This window comes from Lederbergia galactosidilytica (assembly GCF_017873565.1).
Classification (GTDB): domain Bacteria; phylum Bacillota; class Bacilli; order Bacillales; family Bacillaceae_C; genus Lederbergia; species Lederbergia galactosidilytica.
In genome coordinates, this window is the sequence record NZ_JAGGKH010000006.1 from 188819 (window position 1) to 204595 (window position 15777).

The following is a 15777-nucleotide window of genomic DNA, read 5'->3' on the forward strand; positions in this document are numbered from 1 at the left end:
ATTATACTTCAAAAATCAGAGAACTTTTCCTTCTTCCTATATAAAACTGAAATAACACAATAAAAAAGCCGCCGAGATTAACTCGACAGCTTTTTTAAAAAGAAATTATTTATTTTGCCGCATCGTATTGTTTTTGAACAGCATCCCAATTGACAACATTCCAGAATGCGCTCATATACTCAGGACGGCGATTTTGATATTTTAGATAATAAGCATGCTCCCATACATCAAGACCTAATAGAGGTTTTTTCCCTTCCATTAATGGACTATCTTGATTAGCTGTGCTTGTAATTTCAAGTTCACCATTATTTACTACAAGCCAAGCCCAACCAGAACCAAAACGGCCAGCACCTGCAGCTTGGAAGTCTTCTTTAAATTTATCGAAGCTACCAAATTTACTATTAATGGCTTCAGCTAAAGAACCTGTTGGTTCTCCACCGCCATCAGGGGACAAGAGCGTCCAGAACAATGAATGGTTTGCATGACCACCACCATTATTTCTTACAGCGGTACGAATAGATTCAGGAACAGAATCTAGATCAGAAATTAAATCTTCAACAGATTTACTAGCTAACTCCTCATGTCCTTCTAGAGCTTTATTCAAATTCGTAACATATGTGTTATGGTGCTTCGTATGGTGAATGTTCATTGTTTCCTTATCAATATGTGGCTCCAATGCATCATATCCATAAGGTAATTGCGGTAATTCGTATGCCATTCATAATTCCTCCCTATGTAATATTTTGAATCAAATAGCGATTCAAGCTTTCCATTTAAGATTATCAAAACCCGAAACCGGATTCAATTAATTTGCTCATAATTTTCCTCTTTCTTCCTCTCCATCCCTTTCTTTTATGTTTTCAATACAAAAGTCTAATAGTTAGTTAAATTTCATTTATAATTAACTTGAATGTTCAACGGTTCACCGGGATTTAAACTCCCTTTTAAATGAATTTTCATTTTTACCAATCCTTTTTCTTGAATACTGCATCAATCCCGATGATAATATCTTTAGTTATCTATAGCTGAAAGAAATAGAAATGGGCGTGAACTAAATGAGAAAGATATCTATCTATACCTTATTTTATAAGTCAATTTATTCCTTCAAGGACCTAGCAAAATTTCGTTTCCTTGATATCGGAAAAACAATAAAATATGTTTTTATACTAGCAACCATCTATTTTGCTCCGGCAATTATTAAACTTTTACTAATTGATCGCGACTTCTCCCAGCTGTCAACTAATTTTGACAAAGGGAGTCTAGCTATAATTGTACCTATTTACCTTATTTTCACCTATGTTCTATACTCCGGGCTACTCTTTATAAAAATATCGTTTATCGCTTTGATTGCTTTGCTTTTTGCAAAAGGCTTAAAACGAGCATTACCTTATCGTAACGCTTGGCGATTGACTGCTTTTAGCATTACCTTACCCACAATTTTATTTGGCTTCTTCCCGTTATTTAATATCGAAATTCCGTATGGGATTTTATACGATTTTGCAATCTCAATCATTTATATCGTGTTAGCAATCAGTAAAATGCCACGTGTAAAAAAATAATCATAACTTCAACCTTTCTATCATAAAGTGAATTAAGATGATAGAAAGGGTTATGCTCAATGAAAAAAATAATAGTTTTAATTGCTAGTCTTGTTGTTTTATATAGTGTTTATCATGACTTAACAGTCGGGGTACTCCCTGCTATATCAGCGAACTCAACAGTACAACAAAGTTCGTCTCTCCCTGTCACAGAAAAGAACAATCTGTTTACAGAAAAAATAAAACCTGGTGATACAGTGCTTTCAATATTAGAGGCACGCCAACAGGGAGCGCTACCTGTAGCCATCGAGCAAGTTGTGAAAGATTTCGAACGATTGAATAATGGTGTAAAACCTGAACAAATCCAAATTGGAGAATCTTATAATTTTCCAATCTATCTAGCGGAAACAGATTAAATCAGGGAAGTATATTGTCAAATAGACTAAAAGATTGCTACAATAGAATGGCAAGAGCTAAAAAAGATGTCCAAATAAGCTTAGCTTATTTCATTTTTCTTATGAAAAAAGGAGAGAAGAACCCTTGGGTGAAATCATACATCGTACGAAAACACGCCCCGTAAAAGTAGGAAATTTAACGATCGGTGGCGCTGACCAAGTTATTATCCAAAGTATGACAACAACAAAAACACATGATGTCGAAGCAACAGTAAATGAAATTAATCGTTTAGAAGAAGCGGGCTGCCAAATTGTGCGTGTCGCCTGTCCGGATGAAAGAGCGGCAAACGCCATATCTGAAATCAAAAAAAGAATTAATATTCCTCTTGTCGTGGATATCCACTTTGATTATCGTCTTGCCCTGATTGCAATTGAAGGTGGGGCTGATAAGATTCGAATCAATCCTGGGAATATCGGGAAGCGTGAAAGAGTTGAAGCAGTTGTAAAAGCTGCTAAAGCAAAAGGAATTCCGATGCGTATTGGCGTAAATGCTGGAAGTCTTGAAAGAAATATCTTGAAGAAATATGGATATCCCACTGCCGATGGAATGGTGGAAAGTGCACTTCATCACATAAAGATTCTCGAAGAACTAGATTTTCATGATATTATCGTTTCTATGAAAGCTTCTGATGTCAATTTAGCCATTGAAGCATATGAAAAAGCAGCAAGAGCGTTTGATTATCCTTTACATCTTGGTATCACTGAAAGTGGAACTTTATTTGCGGGAACAGTCAAAAGCGCAGCTGGTCTTGGAGCGATTTTAAGCAAAGGAATTGGAAACACATTAAGAGTCTCCCTAAGTGCTGATCCTGTTGAAGAAGTAAAGGTAGCACGAGAATTGTTAAAATCTTTCGGGCTTATAGCTAATGCAGCCACATTAGTTTCTTGTCCTACTTGTGGAAGAATTGAAATTGACCTTATTAAAATCGCCAATGAAGTGGAAGAGTATTTACAAACGATCAAGGCCCCGATTAAGGTCTCTGTTCTCGGTTGTGCTGTAAATGGCCCTGGTGAAGCAAAAGAAGCTGATATCGGTATTGCAGGAGCACGTGGGGAAGGATTACTCTTCAAAAAAGGAAAAACCGTTAGAAAAGTGCCTGAAGCGACAATGGTTGATGAACTGAAAAAAGAAATTGATAAAATGGCTGAAGAATACTACAAAAAACAAGCAGAAGAGAATCAAACAAACACAGCTGATCTTGAGGTGAAAGAGGGTGTCTAAAGACAGCCTCTTTCTTAACGAGTAGTGTAAATATATCCTCAAAGGAAGGAGATTTTATGAAGAAAAGATTTGGTATTGATATCGATGGGACGGTCACTTGTCCAACATCCTTTATTCCCCATATTAATAAAAAATTTCAATTAAATATAACTTTGGATGATTTAACAGAATATGAAATCACAGACTGCTTAGACTTACCTGAGAAGGATGTGTATGAGTGGTTTATGCAAAGTGAGGCAAAATTATATAAAGAAGCTCCACTTGCTACTGGTGCTAAAACAATACTAAACACATGGTTCCATGACCACGAATTATATTTTATTAGTGCCCGTCACCATAGAGCAATGGAAATAACAGAATCCTACTTTCTTAATCATGCCATCGATTTTCACCATATTGAATTAATCGGCTCCCATGATAAAGTTGGAACAGCAAAGAAATATAGTGTTGATCTATTTTTCGAGGATAAACATGATAATGCCGTAGCGATTTCGGAAGAACTAAATATTCCAGTCATCTTATTTGATACACCATATAATCGCAAAGCTATACCCGACAAAGTGATCCGTGTACAGAATTGGCAAGAAGCAAAAAACTGGGTAGATCAATGGCTTGCCTTAGATAAAGAGTCAAAATATCAGTCTTCCTTTTAATGAGAAAAATGCCAAGCACTGACTAAAGTGCTTGGCATTTTTTATACACAATTAGGACATTTCCCATAGATTTCAAATTTATGATCTGCCACTTCAAATCCATTCAGATCTTCTGTTACAAAATCCATTGGACAGGCTTCAATAGCTTTTGTTCTCCCACATTTCATACATATAAAATGATGATGGTGATCATGCGTAGAACAAGTATAACGAAAATGCTTTTCACTGCTTAATTCTGTTGCTTCAAGAATTCCAAGCTCATGGAACAAAGAAAGATTTCGATAGATCGTATCAAAGCTAAGCTGTGGAAAGTCCCCTTGCATTTCAGATAACACTTCTCTTGCTGTTAAATATTTATTATGATCAGCAAAAATGTTAAGCATTTGTTCCCGTTTATCTGTTATTTTATATCCCTTATTTTTCAACATTTCAATGGCTTCCGTCACATTCATGCTTTTTCACCTCTTGAATTCCATAATACACCTTTTATACGCAGACGTTTCAATAGAATAACGATAAGTAAAATAAAAATAGATAAAACAACAATCGTTCCACCGGGTGCTAGATCTAAATAATAGGCACTTGTTAAACCGCCAATAACAGAGATTTCTCCAAATAAAATAGATAGCCAAATCGTTTGTTTGAACCCTCTTGCAATCCGCATACTTGCCGCAACCGGAAGAGTCATCAAGGCTGAAACAAGCAAAATTCCAACGATCCGCATCGAAGCTGCAATTACAAGAGCTGTCATCAACATAAAGAGAAAATGCAGAAATTTCGCGGGTATACCCGCGACCTTCGCATGCTCTTCATCAAAAGATAATAAAAACCATTCTTTGTATAACAAAATAATAACCAATCCTACAAAAAAAGCAATTCCTAAAATAAGGTATAAATCTATCCTTGAAACAGCACTAACACTTCCAAATAAATAACTAAATAAATCAGTGTTAAATCCGTCTGCTAATGAAATGAAAATCACACTAACTCCAATCCCACCTGACATAATAATGGGAATTGCTAGCTCCTGATAATGTTTATAAACTATTCGCAATCGCTCAATTAAGAGAGAACCTGCGACAGAAAAACCAATCCCAAAATAAAGAGGATTCATTCCCGCGAAAAGCGTAAATGTCTTACTGAAAAATAAACTTGTTGCAATTCCGGCTAATGTCACATGGCTCAATGCATCTGCGATCAATGATAATCTTCTAACTACTATAAATGTGCCTAAGAGCGGCGCAACAAAACCAATTAACAAGCCAGTTATAAACGTATTACGTAAAAACTCATATTGAAAAATTGCTTCAATCACGTGCTACACCTTCTTGTTCATTAGAATGATCATGGAATAATAGGTGCACATCATGGTTATAAATAGCTGACAAATCATCTGAATTAAACTTTTCAAAATCCCCTACATCTCCATGAAAATGCAATGTTTTGTTTAAGCAAGCAACGTGAGTTACCTTATCTGTCATGGTCCCAATATCATGTGTGACTAAAATCAAAGTGATTCCTTGTTCTTGATTCAATTTGACTAACATATCATAGAAGGAACGGACATTTCTCTCATCAACACCTACTGTTGGTTCGTCCAATATAAGAATATCCGGTTTTGAAACTAAGGCTCTCGCAATAAAAACTCGTTGCTGCTGTCCTCCAGATAACTCGCCGATATTCCGTTGCATAAATTTTTCCATACCGACGGCCTCGATCGTCTCCGTAATCAGCTTTTTATGTTGGTTCTTTAAAACACGAAATAAACCTAGTTTTCCAGTTAATCCACTTGCAACAACTTCAAACACAGTTGCTGGAAAGCCACTATTAAAGGAATTCGCCTTTTGGGAAACAAACCCGATCCGATTCCAATCTTTAAATTTCGCTACAGACTCATGGAAAAGCGATATTTCTCCTTCTTGAGGCTTCATTAATCCAAGTATTAACTTTAATAAAGTTGATTTACCAGATCCATTTGGCCCAACCAATCCTAAAAAAGCACCCTTTTGAACAGATAAATTAATTTGCTCTAATACCCATTCGCGTTCATAACGAAAGCTAACATTTTTTATATCAATCACTGACTCAGTCATTTTATTCATCCTCTTTTAATAAGAATCATTACGATTTGACATAGGCAAGTATACCATGACTTTAACCTACTTGTAAATGAAAGATACTTTTGAGCGTGACATCGGACAAAAGTCTAAACGCCTATTTAACTCATTCTGCTACAAACCTTTTGGCTCTGTTGTACAGAGAGATGTTCGACCTTGAAACATGATGATCCAGAAGGATAAATTGTTATGACTAGAGGGAAACATCAAACTCATTTAACTATTGGTACTGAACGACTTTAAGTTAGTTATTACCTATTTACTAACTTTTTGTTTAATTACTGAGACACATTTTTGTTTAGAGTGCATACATATTTTATGGGGAGTGATGATCTTGAAAATGATTAAAAATATGGTGAATTTAAAGGTGAATATGATTACGAGTGAAGAATTATTAAAATACGCAAAACAATTCCATTTTGAAGTTTCAAGAGACGAGGCAGATAAAATTGCCGCTTATCTAAGAGGTAAAAATTTTGATATTTTCGATGATAGAACTCGTTCACAAATCGTCCGAGAAGTAGCTAAGATTTCCGGACCGAAAACAGCTAAAGAATTAAATAAATTATTTATTCAATTTACAAGTTAAGAAAAAAACGCAAAAAAACGAAGGGAGATTTATACATTTCTTCCTTCGTTTTTGTAATTAAAGACTTATTGGAATGCCATTTCATCCTTTACTGGGCCATTATTTCTTCCAATAAACGTTCATTAAATTCGCCTTTTTTAATCATGTCAATTTCAAATCTATAAGGAGCTTTTTTATCTTTTTTATCGATCCCTACATAAGGTGTTTCTAATATTTTCGGAATATCTCCCAATTGAGGATGTTTAATAATATAGTGTAATGCATCAAACCCGATATGGCCAAAGCCAATATTTTCATGTCGGTCTTTTCGCGCTCCACATTCGTTTTTGCTATCATTAATATGCAATACTTTAATACGGTCGACTCCAATCGCACGGTCAAACTCGTCTAATACTCCATCAAAATCATGGACAATATCATATCCCGCATCATGTGTATGACAAGTATCAAAACAAACCGAAAGCTTATCATTTAAATGTACACCATCGAAAATCTTCGCCAATTCATCGAAAGAACGGCCACATTCAGAACCTTTACCTGCCATTGTTTCAAGAGCAATTTGAACATTCTGATCAGCAGTTAATACTTCATTTAAGCCTTCAATGATCTTTTGAATTCCTTTCTCTGCTCCTTCACCTACATGAGCGCCAGGGTGTAAAACTATTTGTTTAGCGCCAATTGCCTCTGTTCTTTCAATTTCAGAACGAAGAAAATTGACACCTAATTCAAATGTTTCCGGTTTTACACTGTTTCCAATATTGATAATATACGGTGCATGGACGATAATTTCATCTATTCCATGCTCTTTCATATGGGCTTGTCCGGCTTCAATATTTAATTCTTCAATCTTTTTTCTTCTTGTATTCTGTGGGGCACCAGTATAAATCATAAATGTATTCGCTCCATATGAAACAGCCTCTTCACTGGAAGCTAGCAACATTTTCTTCCCACTCATCGAAACATGTGATCCAATTTTCAACATACCCACTCCCCCTTATTTATTACGATTTTTTGCTTTTTTCTCTCTTCTAATTATTTGTTCTTTTTGTTTTTGCATTTTCTTTTTATAGCCAGGTTTTACTTGTTTTGGCTTTCTAATTAGCTGCTTGGCTTTAAGTTCTTCTTCTGAAACCGATTTTTGACGCTTTTTCCTTCGATTCCGATCCGTACTTTCTACCCAATTACCCCGTTCAAAATCCATATGGGTAAATAAAATGCCCATTTTCTCTAATTTCGCTAATGCATCTTCATCACTTGGTTGGTAAATAGTTACCGCAATGCCCTTATTCCCCGCTCTTGCAGTTCTCCCAGCGCGATGAATATAAAAATCAAGATCCTTTGGCAACTCATAATTAATAATATGACTTACACCCTGAATATCAATTCCTCTCGCCGCTAAATCTGTTGCAACAATATATTGAAAATCAAGTTGGCGAATCTGTTTCATCACTCTTTTACGTTCACGGGGGCTAATATCACCGTGAAGTCTTCCAACTTTTAATCCTCTCTCAATCAACTTGTCTGCAACAATGTCAGCCATTTGTTTAGTATTGACAAAAATAATCGCCAGGTATGGATTATATGATTGAAGCATATCTGTGATTAGATCAACTTTTTCTCGACTCTTCAATGGAACTAAAATATGTTCAATGTTCTCAGCAGCTATATTCTCTGGATCCACCTGTTCATACTTCGGATTTTCCATGTATTTCTTTAAAAAAGGTTTTATTTTTTCCGGAATTGTTGCTGAAAACACAAGCATTTGCAAATCTTCTGGCATTCTGGCAGCAACTTGATCCACATCATGTAAAAAGCCCATATCAAGCATAAGGTCTGCTTCATCAATGACGAGCATATTTGCTTTATGAACAAAAAGAGCTTGCTCCCTAATTAAGTCATGTATTCTTCCGGGAGTTCCCACAATAATATGGGGCTGTTCCTTTAATCTGCCAACATCCCTCTGTTTATCTGTACCACCAATAAAACGCTTGGCTGTTATCATGTTTGCTGGATCAAATTGTATAAGATTTAAAATTTCTTGATAAATTTGATCAGCCAATTCTCTTGTTGGCACTGTAATAACAGCTTGAACATGTTTCTGTTCTGGATCTATTGACTGTACAATTGGCAAAAGATAAGCGTGTGTTTTCCCTGTCCCTGTTTGTGACTGACCAATTGCACTATGCCCCTGTAAAATAAGCGGGATCATTTTTTGCTGAATTTCGGTAGGTTGGCGAAATCCCATTTTCTCAATGGCTTGTATAATAAATGGCTGCAATTTAAATTGATTAAAATCATGGTTCATTTTTTCACTTCCTAATAAGGATCATCTCAAAGAAATAATTATAAACGATTCAGCTGAGTTTCACAAATATTGTCTTTAAAATTCTTGCTAACCCCCTGGTACAATAATAACCACTAAGTTACGGCGATTATCCAAACTTTTCATAGATTTTTGCATAACTTAGCTGTAGGAAGGGAGGTTATGTAATTGGCATTACGAAATCCAGGGCCGATGCCGCCACAAAGAATGGGATGGCCAGCACGTAATATCGGCCAATCAGGAATGTTTGGTCCAAATCCTCGAGGAATGGCAGCATTCGGACAACAACCAGGCTTATCCGCTAATAGAGGTTTATTAGCAAGATTATTCTCACGGCAGGCCGCACCAGAAGCTGCATCAATGTTTGCCAGATCAGGAGGAACTCAAACATCTTTGCTTCAAGGACTTACAAATCCACAAACTATCGGTAATTTTTTAGGAAAAACTCAAAACGTATTAAATACAGCGCAACAAATCGGACCACTCATACAACAATATGGACCAATGGTGAAAAATCTACCAGCAATGTGGAGAATTTATCAAGGTTTAACATCTTCTTCAGCTGATGAATCTGCAGATGTTTCATCCACTACCCCAGAACAATCAATCGACGATCTACAGCAAAATCTAAGCGATGGAGAAATTGAAGAAGATAAGAAAAAAAATAAAAAAGCAGACAATACACCCACACCCACTAAAAAAGAACGGAAGAAAGGAGAATCTGTACCCAAATTATATATTCCATCATAAAGCACCTTAAACTTAATAGATTACTGGAAAATTATTAGACTAATGTCGAATGAAAAAACGTAGCTTTTCGAAATAGTTGACGAACCACTTCTTGAAACATAGATTCACTCTTTCTGTGTTCAAGAAAATATAATATCGCTATTCCCACTAGAATTTGAATTAGGCTACCAACATGTGAAGTAACGAAGTTAGGCGTTCCGCTTGTTTCAACTCTCTTCTCTTCCTCCTGCGATTGGCTTTTTTACTGTTGTCCTTTATAATAGATATGAAGTTCAATAGATTACAGGCTGAAGCCTCTAGTCAGGAGGATTTGGATGAAAGTTATTAAAATTACCCCTCGAGGGTATTGTTATGGTGTAGTAGATGCCATGGTCATTGCTCGAAATGCTTCTTTGGATAAAACCTTACCGCGTCCCATCTATATTTTAGGGATGATCGTTCACAATAAGCATGTTACAGACGCGTTTGAGGAAGATGGAATTATTACATTAGACGGCCCTAATCGGAAAGAAATCTTATCAAAGGTTGATCAAGGCACAGTTATCTTCACTGCTCACGGGGTTTCTCCAGAAGTACGTGAACTTGCGAAGCAAAAAGGATTGACAACTATCGATGCAACCTGTCCTGATGTAACAGTCACCCATGACCTGATAAGAGAAAAAGAAAAAGAAGGCTACAATATCATTTATATCGGTAAAAAAGGTCACCCAGAGCCAGAGGGTGCTATTGGGGTTGCCCCACATATTGTCCATCTAGTTGAAACACTCGATGATGTTGAAAAATTAGATATTCAGAACGATAAAATCATCGTAACAAATCAAACAACGATGAGCCAGTGGGATGTTCAAGCAATTATGAATAGGGTGAAAGAAAAATTCCCTCATGTTGAACAGCATAAAGAGATTTGCCTTGCCACTCAAGTTAGACAGGAAGCAGTTGCAGATCAAGCAGGTGAAGCGGATGTACTTATTGTAGTTGGTGATCCGATGAGTAATAACTCAAATCGTTTGGCACAAGTATCGAAGGAAATTGCTGGTACACCTGCCTACCGAATATCAGATGTCTCAGAAATTCAAATTGAATGGATTTTAAAAGCTGAAACAGTGGCAATTACAGCTGGAGCTTCTACTCCGACACCCATTGTCCGTGAAGTAATGAAATTCTTGGAACAATTTGATCCCTCTGATCAAACAACTTGGGATCGTGAACACAAAGTACCTTTAAATAAAATTTTACCGAGAATTACAAAAACATCCCTGACCACGAGATAGCAGGAAAGACTGCAAGGCGCTTTATTCTCTAATGTTTTTAGCCAAAGCAAGGCATTCTTTCTCTGCCTGCTTTGGCTAAAATTAAAAAGTAGAACATCGGTTAAAAACCCCATCCTAACGTAACGCCGATGGACTTGCTGCTGCGAACCTCCCACGATGGCTCCAGAGTTAAACGATCTTTGTGAAAATTCACCTACAAGTTAAGAAGTAATAATATACTTAGCAGCAGAAATAACACTGCTAAGATTAGTCTTTTATAAGAAAATAAATGGGTTTGTATCTTCTTCTGATGGGAATATGGTTATCTCAAACTGACTATTTTCACATTCCTTTTTAAGGAGTTCTGTTACACCTTTTTTCATAATTTTTTCAATATTATGGCCTGGATCAACAATATTTAATCCCATATTCATGGCATCATGGGCTGTATGATAATAGAAATCACCTGTCACATAAACATCTGCACCTTTAAATTTAGCTTTAGAGAAGTACTTATTGCCATCGCCGCCCAAGACAGCTACCTTCTTTACTTTTTCATCCAAATCTCCTACGATACGCACTCCAGGAGAATCTAAAACTTCTTTTGTAAATAGAGCAAAATCGCGAAGAGACATTTCTTCTTTTAACTCTCCAATTCTCCCAAGCCCAAGCTCCTCCCCTTTTAAAGCAAGATCATAAAGGTCATAGGCTGGTTCTTCATAAGGATGTGCCTTCAACATGCTTGTAATTAATTTTTTCTCCATTTCAACCGGATAAACTGTTTCAATTCTCACTTCTTGTACTGATTCCAATTTTCCATGTTGACCAATATGAGGATTTGTTCCTTCACCTGGTTGGAAACGGCCTGTTCCTTCCGTAGAAAATGAACAATGGCTATAGTCTCCAATAGCGCCAGCTCCGACTTCTCCTAATGCAGTACGTACTTGCTTCTCGTGTTCAACAGGGACATATACAGCTAGTTTTCTTAATTTCTGTTCATAGGTCGGAATAAGAACAGCAGTTTTTTCAAGTTGCAAAGCTTGTGCCAGCATATCATTTACTCCGCCTTTAGCTACATCTAAATTCGTGTGGGCAGCATACACGGAAATATCATGTTTTAACAGCTTTTCGATAATTCTTCCTTGAGCCTGATCTGTTTGGATCTTTTTCACAGGGCGAAAAATCATTGGATGATGGGCAATGATCAAGTCTACCTTTTTTTCAATCGCCTCTTCAACGACATTTTCTAATACGTCGAGAGCGATCATAATATTTTTCACCCGCTTTTGATATGAGCCCACTTGTAATCCGATTGGATCCCCTTCAAGCGCATATTTTTGCGGTGCGAATTGTTCAAATAATTGCAAGACCTGTCCTACCTTCACTTCCTTCACTTTAACTCCTCCCTTACCATTTCAATTTTTCGTAATAATGCTTGCTTTTTTGCCTCTGTTGCTTGATTTTCCTCTGCCTTATTTAGTTCTTGCAAAACTTTCTCCCATATCTTTAATTCGGCATTCCACTTTTGTTTAAAATGATCGTTCCTCTGTTTCAATAAAAATGGTCCCAATAAAAATTCCTTGCTCAAATCTATATAAGGAAGAGTCGGATTCCCAGGTTCAGCTACAAGAATTTCATAAAACTTTCCTTCTTCTTCAATTAGCTGCTCGTCCACAAGCTGCCATTTTTCCTCATAGAGCCACTTTCGCACTTTTTCAGCTGCTATATTAGGTTGAAGAATCAAACGGCTTACAGAGGCTAATTTTTGCTTCTGGGCTTCTAATATTTCTGTAATTAAGCTTCCCCCCATGCCAGCAATAACTATACAGTCTATTTGATCCTCGTTTCGGAGCACTTCTAGGCCATTTCCTTTTCGAACTGAAATTTTTTCTGTTAATTGTGCAGCTTCTACCTGATTAAGAGCAGATTGATAAGGTCCTTCAACCACTTCTCCAGCAATCGCGTAAGAAGCAATTCCATTCTTCACAGCAAAACATGGTAAATAAGCATGATCTGAACCAATATCAGCAATTTTCATATTTGGTTTAATATAAGAAACAACCGTTTCCAATCTTTTGGATAATTTTTCAATATTCATTCCATCACCCTATGTATAATGATCAAAGGCTAAATTCGCGACTACAATCGCACGCCTTTGTGACCAGTTTCTCGGTCTAAAGTTAAAAGAGTTCCTTGCTAAATGCAAAGAACTCTTCATATGTTGGGATCTAATTATAGCAATAGTTAGTACTACGCTTTTAAATTATTTTAAATTTGAGATCCATTCAGCCATTTCATCGATATTATCTGGCTCTACCAATCCAGCTGGCATTCCACCCTCTGTTCCATTGGTTAGAATATCGGCAACTTCTTCTTTCGATAGCCCTGTGCCATGAAGAGATGGAGCACTACTTCCCTCTAAATTTTCACCATGACAGGAGATACATGTTTGATTTGCGTATGTTTCAGGATCAAAAGCGACCTCTTCTCCGCCACCTTCTTCTCCTTCATTAGCTATTTCTTTAGCGTCCCCAATCCCTTTAATCCCGAGGAAAAAAATAATTACAAATCCCATTGCAAAAATTAAAAAATAGGGAACGAGTGGATTACGTTTCACTACTTAAGCCCTCCTTAGTAAGATCACTATGTATATAATATAGATTATGCTTCAAACAACTCTATTTTACTCGAAATACGCAAAAAGTAAAAGCTTTTGCAATAAAATTCATCTATTCTTCAATATTTAACCAAAAAAAACGATTTAAATAAGGATCAATAGGATTAATAATGCCATAGCAATAAAGCCCGATAATGTGAAAAATAACTTTTTCCCAACTATACCACCGAAAATCCAAATAAGACAATTTATTAATAAAAGCCAATATAAACTAATTGTCTCATTTTCAAAAAAAGCACCGTTAATTTGAACAGTATAAAAAAGCAATAAAAAAGCTGCTGTAATATAGACAAGTGTAGGCTTTTGCTTTTTTTTACGAAAATAAATCCAACTAAAAATAAGAATGATGACAAATACTGACAAGAAAAGCGTTTGCAATCCAAATGAAATAGCTGTAATATATGTTATTACAGCCATTACAACTATCAAGAGCAAAAGCAGTAATTGCAAAATAACTTCCCATTGAAATATTTTCTTTTTACTTTTTAGATTTTTAGGTTGTTGTGTTTCATCTCCTTGAGTGTACAATGCAATAAGATAGTCACAGTAATGCTCTGGAAGTATTTTATTCTCCTTCCAGAAATTGATTTCGTTTAATAGGACGGTTTTCTTTTCATCCTTCATAAGGAGTTGCCTCACTTTTAAGATATTGGAATGGTCTTATAAATTAACTTGTTAAAATAATATATACGCCCAAGAGTAACGGAAGATTGGGCTAAGAGGTTCAATACTCGTTTCTATCCTTCTGCTCTTTGGTCAAAGGAAATGAGCAAACAGTAAAAAAGAAACAAAAAACTTCTTTAATATAGAAGTATCTTCTTTATTCCTTTTGTATTAAACTTTGCTCATTTTCCATTGCAAAGAAAAAGCTTACTCCCGAAAGCAGAAGTAAACTGTAATAAGATGTTTAAAAAGTCCGGTAAAAATGACACCGCGAGATAAGGGATCATCGATTAAATGCCGACACGTTCTATGTGGGACATTGATGTCATTACTTCTCGGTCTTTTTTAAACACGCACTGTAAAGTAGTCAAGCTTATTCTAAAAAGTCTTTTAGTCGCTTACTTCTACTAGGATGTCTAAGTTTTCTAAGGGCTTTTGCTTCAATCTGTCTTATCCGCTCCCTTGTAACACCGAAAACTTTTCCAACTTCCTCAAGCGTGCGTGTACGACCATCATCAAGTCCAAAGCGAAGTCTTAGTACATTTTCTTCTCGGTCTGTTAATGTATCTAATACGTCTTCTAGCTGTTCTTTTAAAAGTTCATAAGCAGCATGCTCTGATGGTGATGTCGCTTCTTGATCCTCAATAAAATCACCTAAATGGGAGTCATCTTCTTCTCCGATGGGTGTTTCTAACGAAACAGGCTCTTGTGCAATTTTCAATATTTCTCGGACTTTATCTGGTGTCATATCCATTTCTTCAGCAATTTCTTCAGGAGTTGGTTCGCGTCCTAAATCTTGTAATAACTGACGTTGTACTCTAATCAATTTATTGATTGTTTCTACCATGTGGACGGGAATCCGGATTGTTCTTGCTTGGTCGGCAATAGCTCTTGTGATGGCTTGACGAATCCACCATGTTGCATAAGTGCTAAATTTAAAGCCTTTATCATAGTCGAATTTCTCCACTGCCTTAATTAGACCCATATTACCTTCTTGGATCAAATCCAAAAACAGCATACCACGACCTACGTAGCGCTTTGCAATACTTACTACAAGTCGCAAGTTGGCTTCAGCTAATCGTTTTTTAGCTTCTTCATCACCTTGTTCAATTCGCTTAGCCAGTTCAACCTCTTCCTCTGCAGATAGAAGGTCTACGCGTCCTATTTCTTTCAAATACATTCTCACCGGATCATTAATTTTCACACCAGGAGGTACACTTAAATCATTTAAATCAAATTCTTCCTCGTCTTCCTTTTGAATATCCGTTACATTCGGATCCTCATCCTCATCGGAATCTTCGACTAACTCAACCCCTTGATCCGTTAAATGCTCATAAAATTCATCCAGTTGATCAGAATCTAAGTCAAAATGACCTAGTTTCTCTCCAATTTTTTCGTATGTTAAAGTTCCAACTTTTTTGCCTTGCTCAATCAATTGTTCTTTCGCTTGATCTACAGTAAGTTCATTCACAGTTTCATTGGAACGAGCTGATTTTTCAGCCATGCATTTTCCTCCTTCCAACATTAGGCTAACACAATG

General features: G+C 36.4%; 18 protein-coding genes. 7 read left to right on the forward strand and 11 right to left on the reverse strand.

Going from position 1 to position 15777, the window contains the following annotated elements:
• Positions 1 to 109 precede the first annotated feature (109 nt).
• Positions 110 to 718 carry a superoxide dismutase SodA gene (sodA, locus tag J2Z23_RS08435; RefSeq protein ID WP_057983125.1) on the reverse strand — a complete coding sequence of 203 codons (609 nt, stop codon included), beginning with the start codon at positions 716 to 718 and terminating at the stop codon, positions 110 to 112.
• A gap of 337 nt (positions 719 to 1055) precedes the next feature.
• Between sodA and J2Z23_RS08440 the strand changes: the two genes are divergently transcribed.
• From J2Z23_RS08440 to J2Z23_RS08455, 4 genes are all read left to right on the forward strand, one after another.
• Positions 1056 to 1559 carry a DUF1189 family protein gene (locus J2Z23_RS08440; protein ID WP_057983124.1) on the forward strand — a complete coding sequence of 168 codons (504 nt, stop codon included), beginning with the start codon at positions 1056 to 1058 and terminating at the stop codon, positions 1557 to 1559.
• Between the two features lie 59 nt (positions 1560 to 1618).
• Positions 1619 to 1954 (forward strand): hypothetical protein, encoded by a 336-nt coding sequence (locus J2Z23_RS08445; protein ID WP_209973673.1) that lies wholly within the window; start codon positions 1619 to 1621, stop codon positions 1952 to 1954.
• Positions 1955 to 2078: 124 nt separating this feature from the next.
• Positions 2079 to 3215, forward strand: a complete 1137-nt coding sequence (gene ispG, locus J2Z23_RS08450; RefSeq protein ID WP_057983119.1) for a flavodoxin-dependent (E)-4-hydroxy-3-methylbut-2-enyl-diphosphate synthase — start codon at positions 2079 to 2081, stop codon at positions 3213 to 3215.
• 56 nt (positions 3216 to 3271) lie between these two features.
• The gene (locus J2Z23_RS08455) at positions 3272 to 3868 is read left to right on the forward strand and encodes a 5' nucleotidase, NT5C type (RefSeq protein ID WP_057983117.1); all 597 of its coding nucleotides are present in this window, start codon (positions 3272 to 3274) and stop codon (positions 3866 to 3868) included.
• 41 nt (positions 3869 to 3909) lie between these two features.
• Here J2Z23_RS08455 and J2Z23_RS08460 read toward each other — a convergent pair whose 3' ends face one another.
• The 3 genes from J2Z23_RS08460 to J2Z23_RS08470 are packed head-to-tail and all read right to left on the reverse strand — an operon-like array spanning position 3910 to position 5961.
• Positions 3910 to 4320: a Fur family transcriptional regulator gene (locus tag J2Z23_RS08460; protein ID WP_057983115.1), complete on the reverse strand. Its 411-nt coding sequence runs from the start codon at positions 4318 to 4320 to the stop codon at positions 3910 to 3912.
• Entirely contained in the window at positions 4317 to 5183 is an 867-nt protein-coding gene (locus J2Z23_RS08465; protein ID WP_057983113.1) for a metal ABC transporter permease, read from the reverse strand. The genes J2Z23_RS08460 and J2Z23_RS08465 overlap by 4 nt, the downstream gene beginning before the upstream one ends.
• Positions 5176 to 5961: a metal ABC transporter ATP-binding protein gene (locus J2Z23_RS08470; RefSeq protein ID WP_057983106.1), complete on the reverse strand. Its 786-nt coding sequence runs from the start codon at positions 5959 to 5961 to the stop codon at positions 5176 to 5178. The genes J2Z23_RS08465 and J2Z23_RS08470 overlap by 8 nt, the downstream gene beginning before the upstream one ends.
• Before the next feature lie 364 nt (positions 5962 to 6325).
• Here J2Z23_RS08470 and J2Z23_RS08475 point away from each other — a divergent pair, with 364 nt between their 5' ends.
• The gene (locus J2Z23_RS08475; RefSeq protein ID WP_420795699.1) at positions 6326 to 6574 is read left to right on the forward strand and encodes a DUF2624 domain-containing protein; all 249 of its coding nucleotides are present in this window, start codon (positions 6326 to 6328) and stop codon (positions 6572 to 6574) included.
• 88 nt (positions 6575 to 6662) lie between these two features.
• Here J2Z23_RS08475 and J2Z23_RS08480 read toward each other — a convergent pair whose 3' ends face one another.
• On the reverse strand, positions 6663 to 7556 hold the full coding sequence (locus J2Z23_RS08480; RefSeq protein ID WP_057983102.1) for a deoxyribonuclease IV: 894 nt from the start codon (positions 7554 to 7556) through the stop codon (positions 6663 to 6665).
• 12 nt (positions 7557 to 7568) lie between these two features.
• Positions 7569 to 8879: a DEAD/DEAH box helicase gene (locus tag J2Z23_RS08485; RefSeq protein ID WP_057983100.1), complete on the reverse strand. Its 1311-nt coding sequence runs from the start codon at positions 8877 to 8879 to the stop codon at positions 7569 to 7571.
• Positions 8880 to 9065: 186 nt separating this feature from the next.
• Between J2Z23_RS08485 and vrrA the strand changes: the two genes are divergently transcribed.
• Together vrrA and J2Z23_RS08495 are read left to right on the forward strand one after the other, a co-directional pair.
• Positions 9066 to 9647: a VrrA/YqfQ family protein gene (gene vrrA / locus J2Z23_RS08490; protein WP_057983098.1), complete on the forward strand. Its 582-nt coding sequence runs from the start codon at positions 9066 to 9068 to the stop codon at positions 9645 to 9647.
• Positions 9648 to 9961: 314 nt separating this feature from the next.
• Positions 9962 to 10918 (forward strand): 4-hydroxy-3-methylbut-2-enyl diphosphate reductase, encoded by a 957-nt coding sequence (locus J2Z23_RS08495; protein WP_057983096.1) that lies wholly within the window; start codon positions 9962 to 9964, stop codon positions 10916 to 10918.
• Positions 10919 to 11172: 254 nt separating this feature from the next.
• Here the strand turns inward: J2Z23_RS08495 and J2Z23_RS08500 are convergent, their stop codons facing one another.
• The 5 genes from J2Z23_RS08500 to rpoD form a co-directional block, all read right to left on the reverse strand.
• Positions 11173 to 12291: a Nif3-like dinuclear metal center hexameric protein gene (locus J2Z23_RS08500; protein ID WP_057983094.1), complete on the reverse strand. Its 1119-nt coding sequence runs from the start codon at positions 12289 to 12291 to the stop codon at positions 11173 to 11175.
• The gene (locus J2Z23_RS08505; protein WP_064467686.1) at positions 12288 to 12995 is read right to left on the reverse strand and encodes a tRNA (adenine(22)-N(1))-methyltransferase; all 708 of its coding nucleotides are present in this window, start codon (positions 12993 to 12995) and stop codon (positions 12288 to 12290) included. The genes J2Z23_RS08500 and J2Z23_RS08505 overlap by 4 nt, the downstream gene beginning before the upstream one ends.
• A 165-nt stretch (positions 12996 to 13160) precedes the next feature.
• Complete coding sequence (gene cccA / locus J2Z23_RS08510) at positions 13161 to 13514, reverse strand: cytochrome c550 (protein ID WP_057983088.1); 354 nt, start codon at positions 13512 to 13514, stop codon at positions 13161 to 13163.
• A 144-nt stretch (positions 13515 to 13658) separates the two neighbouring features.
• Positions 13659 to 14198, reverse strand: coding sequence for a hypothetical protein (locus J2Z23_RS08515; RefSeq protein WP_057983085.1), 540 nt, complete (start codon positions 14196 to 14198; stop codon positions 13659 to 13661).
• A 412-nt stretch (positions 14199 to 14610) separates the two neighbouring features.
• Positions 14611 to 15741: an RNA polymerase sigma factor RpoD gene (gene rpoD, locus J2Z23_RS08520; RefSeq protein WP_057983083.1), complete on the reverse strand. Its 1131-nt coding sequence runs from the start codon at positions 15739 to 15741 to the stop codon at positions 14611 to 14613.
• Positions 15742 to 15777: the final 36 nt, after the last annotated feature.

Bases quoted from the DNA above. Each gene is read 5' to 3' on its own strand.
- J2Z23_RS08440 (WP_057983124.1), top strand. From the start codon at position 1,056: ATGAGAAAGATATCTATCTATACCTTATTTTATAAGTCAATTTATTCC.
- J2Z23_RS08445 (WP_209973673.1), top strand. From the start codon at position 1,619: ATGAAAAAAATAATAGTTTTAATTGCTAGTCTTGTTGTTTTATATAGT.
- sodA (WP_057983125.1), bottom strand. From the start codon at position 718: ATGGCATACGAATTACCGCAATTACCTTATGGATATGATGCATTGGAG.
- J2Z23_RS08495 (WP_057983096.1), top strand. From the start codon at position 9,962: ATGAAAGTTATTAAAATTACCCCTCGAGGGTATTGTTATGGTGTAGTA.
- J2Z23_RS08455 (WP_057983117.1), top strand. From the start codon at position 3,272: ATGAAGAAAAGATTTGGTATTGATATCGATGGGACGGTCACTTGTCCA.
- J2Z23_RS08460 (WP_057983115.1), bottom strand. From the start codon at position 4,320: ATGAATGTGACGGAAGCCATTGAAATGTTGAAAAATAAGGGATATAAA.
- J2Z23_RS08470 (WP_057983106.1), bottom strand. From the start codon at position 5,961: ATGACTGAGTCAGTGATTGATATAAAAAATGTTAGCTTTCGTTATGAA.
- J2Z23_RS08505 (WP_064467686.1), bottom strand. From the start codon at position 12,995: ATGAATATTGAAAAATTATCCAAAAGATTGGAAACGGTTGTTTCTTAT.
- J2Z23_RS08485 (WP_057983100.1), bottom strand. From the start codon at position 8,879: ATGAACCATGATTTTAATCAATTTAAATTGCAGCCATTTATTATACAA.
- rpoD (WP_057983083.1), bottom strand. From the start codon at position 15,741: ATGGCTGAAAAATCAGCTCGTTCCAATGAAACTGTGAATGAACTTACT.
- J2Z23_RS08515 (WP_057983085.1), bottom strand. From the start codon at position 14,198: ATGAAGGATGAAAAGAAAACCGTCCTATTAAACGAAATCAATTTCTGG.
- J2Z23_RS08475 (WP_420795699.1), top strand. From the start codon at position 6,326: ATGATTAAAAATATGGTGAATTTAAAGGTGAATATGATTACGAGTGAA.
- J2Z23_RS08480 (WP_057983102.1), bottom strand. From the start codon at position 7,556: ATGTTGAAAATTGGATCACATGTTTCGATGAGTGGGAAGAAAATGTTG.